The sequence below is a fragment of the Bacteroidota bacterium genome (genome assembly GCA_018831055.1).
Taxonomy (GTDB): Bacteria; Bacteroidota; Bacteroidia; order Bacteroidales; family B18-G4; genus M55B132.
The window spans coordinates 1-8,000 of the sequence record JAHJRE010000143.1; the positions used below are offsets into that span (position 1 = coordinate 1).

An 8,000-nucleotide genomic window follows, 5' to 3' on the forward strand; every position below is an offset into this window, starting at 1 on the left:
AGCCCCCAGCCCCTAATCCCTAATCCCTAACAACACCACATTTTCCACATGCTGTGTATGCGGGAACATATCGACGGGCTGGACGCGGGTGATTTTGTATTTTTCCGACAGGATTGCCAGGTCGCGGGCCTGGGTAGCGGGGTTACAGGAGATATACACGATTTTTCCGGGTTGGATTTCGAGAATTTGTCGTATTACTTTTTCAACCATTCCCGAGCGGGGTGGGTCGGTGATGATCACCTGGGGTTTTCCATGGGTATTGGTAAAGTCATCATCCAGGATGGAAGCGATGTCACCGGCGAAGAAGAAAACATTGCTGATCCCGTTAATTTCCGCATTGACCCGTGCATCCTCCACAGCAGCCTCCACGTTTTCTATGCCGATCACTTTGGATGCTTTTCCGGCCAGGAAAGTGGCAATGGTTCCTGTTCCTGTGTAGAGGTCGTAAACAACTTCCTTTCCTGTGAGGCCGGCAAATTCGATGGCAACCTGGTAAAGCCTGAATGCCTGGTGACTGTTGGTCTGGAAAAATGATTTAGGGCCTATCCTGAAAACCAGGTTCCCCATTTTCTCGGTTATCCAGGGAGAGCCGTGGTAAAGCCTGACTTCCAGATCGGAGATATCGGGATTATGCTTGGGGTTGACCACATATTGCAATGAGGTGATCTCCGGGAATTTGTTTTTAAGATGATCCAGGAAGGCAAAGGTCTCTTCGGGCCTGTCCTCCCCGGTGATCAAAATAACCATCCATTCGCCGGTTGTGGTGTTGCGGATAATGAGGTTTCGCAGGAAACCGTCATAAGAGCGGATATCGTGAAAGGTAAAATTATGTTCCAGGGCATATTTACGGGCCTCAAGCCTGATCCTGTTGCCCGTATCATCCTGAAGGTGACATTCCTTCAGGTCAAGTATCTTGTCGAATTTACCGGGTAGATGGAACCCCAGGCCATTGCGGTTATTGTCACTATCCATTTCAGCCGGATCGGTGAACCATTTGCGGTTCATAAAGGTATACTCCATCTTGTTACGATAGTGGAAGATATCTTCCGAAGGAAGGATAGGGGAGATTTTGGGAAGATCCAGGTGACCGATCCGGCGCAGGTTGTCTTCCACCTGTTTTTGCTTATAAAAAAGCTGGTGTTGGTACTGCATATTTTGCCACTTGCAACCACCGCAAACTCCGAAATGTATGCAACGGGGATCCATCCTTTTGTCAGAATAATGTTTTATCGCATCAACCCTCCCTTCCATGTAGTTGTTTTTGCTTTTGATCACCATTATATCGCATACATCTCCCGGAACGGCATAAGGGACAAAAACCACCCGGTTTTCAAATCTTCCAACAGCTTTCCCTTCGGATCCGGCATCCAGGATCTCCAGGTTTTCTATTATAACCGGTTTATTCCTTCTTTTCTTCATGGTTAAAGAGAGCAAAGATAAAGATAAAGAGCATCGGGAGGAAATGGGATTGTCAATTCTGTATTCTGTATTCTGTATTTACAATTGGATTGGCAATATGCGATTTGATATTGTCAATGCATTGTAAATAGCAAATTCTCAATTGTATATCCTATTGTAAATACAGAATACAGAATACAGAATCGACAATTTCTCCCTCTTGACTTATCAAAAAACTCTCCATATCTTTATAGAATTATCAACAATCACAAAATAATCATCATGAAACAGATCGCCTCCTCTGTTACAATTATTATAATGATTACATTATTAATCATTTGTGCTCTTTCCATGAATTCACACTCCCAAACCATTGTGATTGACAGCACCTTTACCGCTGATGCGGTTTTGCATCCTTTTGGGCCGAATGATACGCTTTACAGCCTGAAGATCAGCGGAAACGTTCAGTTGAATACCGAAACCAGTATAGTAAGAGTAGTGGTTGGAAACGAGGATTCGTTGGAATATATGGTGTTTGAGTCTTATCCCATGATTGTTACTTCGAATCACTATTCGTTTTCCGAAGAAAGTGATGAAACTTCATACCTGGATGGTTTTTTACCGGAATATTTGAAAATTTATCTAATTGGAGCATCTTTGGAATTATACTAAATATCTGATTCTGAAACTTACCAGGAAAACCTTGACAGCCTTCAATATGCATCAAAGAAAAACAAAGACCTGGAGAAAATTTTTAACATGAACTCATATATTAATGAGCGGGGTTGGGAATGGATAGCTGATACAACATTTTTTGTAAAACAGTATTATTATGAGAAGAAAGCAACATTTGGAGATAAATATAATCTTCTTGGATTGGATTTCTATGCAAATGGTAGGTTTATTGATGTTATTAAGGAGAATAGCATTCCGGTTGAAAGTTCAGATTTAGTCCTTAGTTTTGATTGGAGAGAAAAACATGATGCTCATCACATGGATTCTAAATATTGGGATAATAGTGATGATCAAAGTGGTTGGATTACCGGAGTTGTACATCAGGGTGGTTGTGCAAGTTGTGCGATCTTTGGAACGGTTGCCGTACTTGAAGCCATGATTAATTTGTTTTTTAATGAGCATATTGATACAAGGGATAATATAAGGCTATCTGAAAAAGATGCATTCAATTGCAGTCAATATGATGAAAGTAATCCAGGATATGTTGGTTGTGAATGTAATTCCAACTTTGGGAAAGAAGTAACCTGGGTATTGGCCTATATTGAGAATTCAGGAATTGTTGACGAGGATTGCTGGCCTTATGATGATCCGCGATGCTACGGGATGGGAAACGATTGTTCAGATTTTACACCGGATCCAAAATGTCCCCAGGGAGAAGAGAAAATCACTGTAATGTCTACCGGTAGAGAAGTTTATTATATCAATTCGGCACCGAATTTTGGCCTTACTAAGTCAGATTATCTAAAATCCTTACTGATAGAAAATGGACCATTAATTATTACCATTGAGAATTGGAGCAATTCTAAAACACTTACCGAACATGTAGTGGCACTGGTGGGTTTTGAGACAGACGATTACGGCAGGACTTATTGGATATGCAAAAATAGTCATGGCATAGGTTATGGGGATCAAGGATATATAAATATGCCATTGGCTCTTTCACCCGAGCCGTCGTATAATGATATGTATATAGAAAATATGGTTTATGCGTTTAAAGTACCAATTGAAATGTATCCAACAGGTCCGGTTGAATATGAAACACTTTGTGTTGATAAGGATAAAGACGGATATTATAATTGGGGATTATGCGACAGAGAAGAAGATCTTCAAAATGATTGTTATTGTGCTTCAGGAACAGAGGATGAAGAGGATAGCAATGACAATGATGAAAGAATTGGCCCATACGACCAATATTATCATGGAAAGCCTGTTAAACCGTTAATGAGGGTTAAGTGCAACAATCAAATAGTTTCTAATGGCGGTTTTTATACATTTTATAATGTTGGCAATCCACAAGCTCAAAACTTCGAAATAAGAATAGAAAATAAAGGGAATGCTCAATTAAACCTTAAAGCAGAGGAAGGGACATGGCCTCCAATTCCGGACATTAGTTTTTCAGGACCAAATGCCAATAACTTCTCAAAACTTTCATTACCTCCCATGAATATAGGCATGGAGGACTTTGAAACCTTTACAATCCATTTTTGTGGTCAGGAAAGTAGTCCTGTAGAATGTTATGTTACTATTTCGGTTGATGAAATAGATATTCCCGATTATACCTTTGCTATAGTTTTTACTGATTGCGATCAAACAAGTTATCCTGAATATATCTCTGGTCCTGTTCTTTGGGATGACGATTGGAAAATAAAACTTGGTGATGTTTATATTATTAATGGTGCTGAACTAACAATTAAAGGTAACTATGGATTCGGTGCCAATGCAAACCTTATCGTAGAACAAGGAGGCAGGTTAATTATAGATGGAGGATTACTAACAAAAGCCTGTAATCAATTTTGGCCAGGAATTGATGTTTGGGGAAATTATAGTCAAAGCCAATATCCAAGCTTAAACCAGGGCTTTGTTAAAATAATCAATAATGGAAGCATAGAATTAGCAGAAATTGCAATTGAAACAATCAGGTATGCACAAGGAGAACATTCATATTCGAACTCAGGAGGTATTGTTCAGGCAAAGGATGCCTTTTTTAAAGATAACGTAGTTGATGTATATTTTTATCCCTATAATAATTTCAATCCGGTTACTGAAGAGCTGGTACCAAATTTAAGTTATTTCAGAAATGTTCAGTTTGCCTCAACCGGATTCAATTGTGATGTTGAATCACATGTTATTTTAAACGATGTTCACGGAATTAATTTCAAAGGATGTACCTTCGCGAATATAAGTAATATGGCAGCATGTCCATATGAGTATATTGAAGGTATCGGAATATATAGTTATAATTCTGACTTCTTTATATCAGATTATTGTATTAATCCCAGCCAGCAACCTTGTATTGAAACCGACCAATGCGAATTTCTGAATTTAGATTATGGAATTTATGCTTTGGCAAACAGACCAAATGATTACATACACATCGATACTTCAATTTTTACTAATAATCGTACAGGAATATATATGAGTGGTATAGATGATCAGGTAATTATCAGTAATACATTTAATATAAGAAAAGTAGACACTAACGATCATTCATATGATATATTTGGAGGCATATATTTAGATCAATGCACAGGATTTCAAGTTGAAGAAAATATGTTTTATACACATTGGGGAATGGATTACCTTGAAAGCGAGATGAGCATCGGTATTGTCGTAAACAATTCAGGGACAAATGATAATCAAATCTACAATAATTATTTTGCCCAGCTTTACATAGGAATACTCGCCCAAAACCTAAATAAGAGTTCAGATGGTGAAAAAGGTTTACAAATTCTTTGTAATGATAATATGAAAAATATTTATGACTTTGCTGTTACAACCTGCTGGTTAAATAGTGAAGATTATGGAATAAGAGAAGATCAAGGTAGTGTAAATAACTATCCTCTTGCACCAGCAAGCAATATTTTTAGTTATGCCTATAATCCAGCAATCGGAAATGAATTTTCGGATTATTATAATGATTGTGCACCAATTCAGTATTATCATCATTCAGGGCCTCAGACAATTAGAATTGTACCGCAATATTATTACAATATAACACCACTTCCTTCCGGTTATAATGCTGAATATGATAAAAATACTAACTGCCCATCAAATCTTAATTCTACAATAGATATGCAAAATCTGGCTATGCAAAAGATATATTATGAACAGAAAGCAGATTCCATAGATAATTTATTAAACATTTTAGTGGACGGTGGAAATACTGATGAATTATCGGAAGAAGTACAAAATAGTATACCACCGGAGGTCCTTGAAATTCGAAATGAATTGTTAACTAAATCTCCATATTTATCAGATACTGTTATGATTAGTGCTGTGGACAAAGAGGATGTTCTTCCTTCGGTTATGATTACTGAAATTCTTACGGCTAATCCACAATCCGCTAAATCAAGAAAAGTCATGGATGCTGTTGATAACCGGTCTTTGAAGTTATCTGGAGATATGCTCGATCAAATCAATCAGGGACTTTTTATAATTGGCGAGAAAGAAGCCCTTGAGTCATCATACTCTTTCTATAAAAGCCTTTGCAGTTTTACATTTAACCAGATGATCAGGTATTACAAAAGCGATACCATCCATATAAACTCTTCAATGGATAGTATCATTTTATTGTTATCCGGCGAGTCTGATATTAATAGCAAATACAGGCTAGCTTTTGAATACTTATCTCAATGGGATACTGCAAATGCGATGTTAACACTCAATAATATTCCAGTCGAGTTTTTAATGAACAATGATCAAGTGTTTGAACATCAGTTGACAGGCGAATATTTTGATATTATGTTAGGATTATGCGAAAGAAATGGGAATTTATACCAGTTAGATTCCATAGAAAAAGCCCAATTATATTATATTACAAATAATTCAGAAGGAGTTGTTGGTGCCTATTCAAGGAATATATTGAGTTTTTTTGATACCCTAACCTATTATGAACCATATATTCTACCGCAAACAGGGCTGAAAAGCAATGAATCAACAAACAACAATCAAGATTTTAACATCAATGAAAACAATTCATTTTATAAAATTTATCCGAATCCTTCAAAATACTATGTTATTATTGAGAGTAAAGAAAATGTTGATGATGCAATTTTAGAAATATTCATTGGTATGGGAGAGTATTTAAATACAATAGCTCTTGCAGATACAAGATACTCCATTATTGATACCAGAAACCTGATGCCGGGCATTTATTTGTTTCGATTCAGTACCAACAATAAAATAATAGAATCCCACAAAATATTGATCACAAGATAAAACTTCAAGTGAATGAGTAAACAAATAAAAAATATTTTACTTGCTTATTTTGTTTTAATTAGCGTCTTTATACTGCCTGCCCAGGATTATTTCAGTAAACGCCTGTCATTTTATCATCCACCTACCTGGAATACTACTCATTCAATTCTGCCGCAAAATGACGGATATGTCATTGTTGGAATAACAGGAGACACCGTTGATTTCTATTGGCATCAGATAGGGTTACTTAAAATAGATCTTCAAGGGAATGAAGTGTGGACAAAAATAGTAAAGAGCGAAACTGGTGATTATTATTGCGGATACCCGGGTTCAACCAAAATGCGGGCAGATTCAACGTATTTCTATGCAGGAAGCAAAGGATGTATTTCAAATGATCTGTTCTACCATAAAGGCCTGCTGATCAAATTCGACTCAAATTGGGATGTGATTTGGATAAATGAATATGGCGATAAAATAATGCCTTTGGATACATCCATTACATTTCTCCAGCTTAATATCTGTCCCGACAGTTCGATGATCGTATCCGGAATTGAATATTATTTTGGTGATAACAGTAAGGCCATCCTGTCAAAGATTGATAAAGAAGGGAAGATGCTTTGGACAAGGAGGTTTAGCAATGGCGGCATAAATGAAGGCAGAAGCGTGGTCAGGGCAAGTGATGGAGGCTATGTTTTGGGTAACTACCGGTATATTCCCGGGCAATCCATCACTGCTGATCCGATAATTTATAAAACGGACAGCCTTGGCAATACGGAATGGACAAAGAATCTCGGTGGACCGTATATGGATTACTATCCAACCGTTAATATCTCTCAGGATGGGAATATTACTATAGCTACTTGTTATGCTGATTCAATGTTTTCTATCGATAAAGCATATAGTCGAATAAATGTTTTAAAAATCAATAATTATGGAACAATAATATGGAATAACAAATATGGAGTGAGTTCCATTAGAAAATTTCTACAAAATATAAAAAATTCTTATAATGAAACATTGATTTCAATAGGTTTTAACTATACGCATGAATACCCGGAAGTGTCTGGATGGGTTTTTAAAATTGATAATGATGGTGATAGTCTTTGGTATCGTCAATATTACATAATTAAAGGAAAAGATAGTGAAAACTATTTTTATGATATTGTGAATACTAATGATCATGGTTATATGCTGGGGGGGTACATTTATCCGATAATGCCAGATACAGGAACTCAGGATATATGGATATTAAAACTGGATAGTGTCGGCTGCGATACGCCTGGCTGTGACCCAACAGTAGGGATAAAAAGAATACCTGGTATAAAAAATAAAGATGACTTATTTATATTTCCGAACCCGGCCAGCGAAGAAATTAATTGCCTCATCCACCGAAGCTTTCCATCGTCGACCAAAGCCTATGGCGGAGGATCGAGCGAAGGTGGATCAATTTATTTATACGATATCTGGGGAAGACTTATTGAATCGGTAAAAATCCCTTCCGGGCAATCGCAGATACGCATCGATGTTTCCGACTACACACCCGGGGTGTATTTTGTGGTGCTGAAAGAAGGGAAGGTGGTTTTGGGGAGAAAGAAGGTGGTTGTCTGCGATTAGAGGGGCGGAAGGAAAGGATTTTGGCAATTCTGTATTCTGTATTCTGTATTTACTAT

The 8,000-nt window shown here is 37.3% G+C and carries 4 protein-coding genes; 3 read left to right on the forward strand and 1 reads right to left on the reverse strand.

The window, feature by feature from the left end; translation table 11 throughout:
- Nucleotides 1-12 precede the first annotated feature (12 nt).
- Entirely contained in the window at nt 13-1,419 is a 1,407-nt protein-coding gene (gene rlmD / locus KKA81_09230) for a 23S rRNA (uracil(1939)-C(5))-methyltransferase RlmD (GenBank protein MBU2651103.1), read from the reverse strand.
- 261 nt (nt 1,420-1,680) lie between these two features.
- Here rlmD and KKA81_09235 point away from each other — a divergent pair, with 261 nt between their 5' ends.
- The 3 genes from KKA81_09235 to KKA81_09245 all read left to right on the forward strand — a co-directional run bounded on the left by KKA81_09235 (nt 1,681) and on the right by KKA81_09245 (nt 7,944).
- Nucleotides 1,681-2,070, forward strand: coding sequence for a hypothetical protein (locus KKA81_09235; GenBank protein ID MBU2651104.1), 390 nt, complete (start codon nt 1,681-1,683; stop codon nt 2,068-2,070).
- A gap of 87 nt (nt 2,071-2,157) precedes the next feature.
- A complete protein-coding gene (locus KKA81_09240; GenBank protein ID MBU2651105.1) occupies nt 2,158-6,351 on the forward strand; it encodes a T9SS type A sorting domain-containing protein in 4,194 nt (1,397 codons plus the stop codon).
- Nucleotides 6,352-6,363: 12 nt separating this feature from the next.
- Nucleotides 6,364-7,944 carry a T9SS type A sorting domain-containing protein gene (locus KKA81_09245; GenBank protein MBU2651106.1) on the forward strand — a complete coding sequence of 527 codons (1,581 nt, stop codon included), beginning with the start codon at nt 6,364-6,366 and terminating at the stop codon, nt 7,942-7,944.
- The last annotated feature ends 56 nt before the right edge of the window (nt 7,945-8,000 follow it).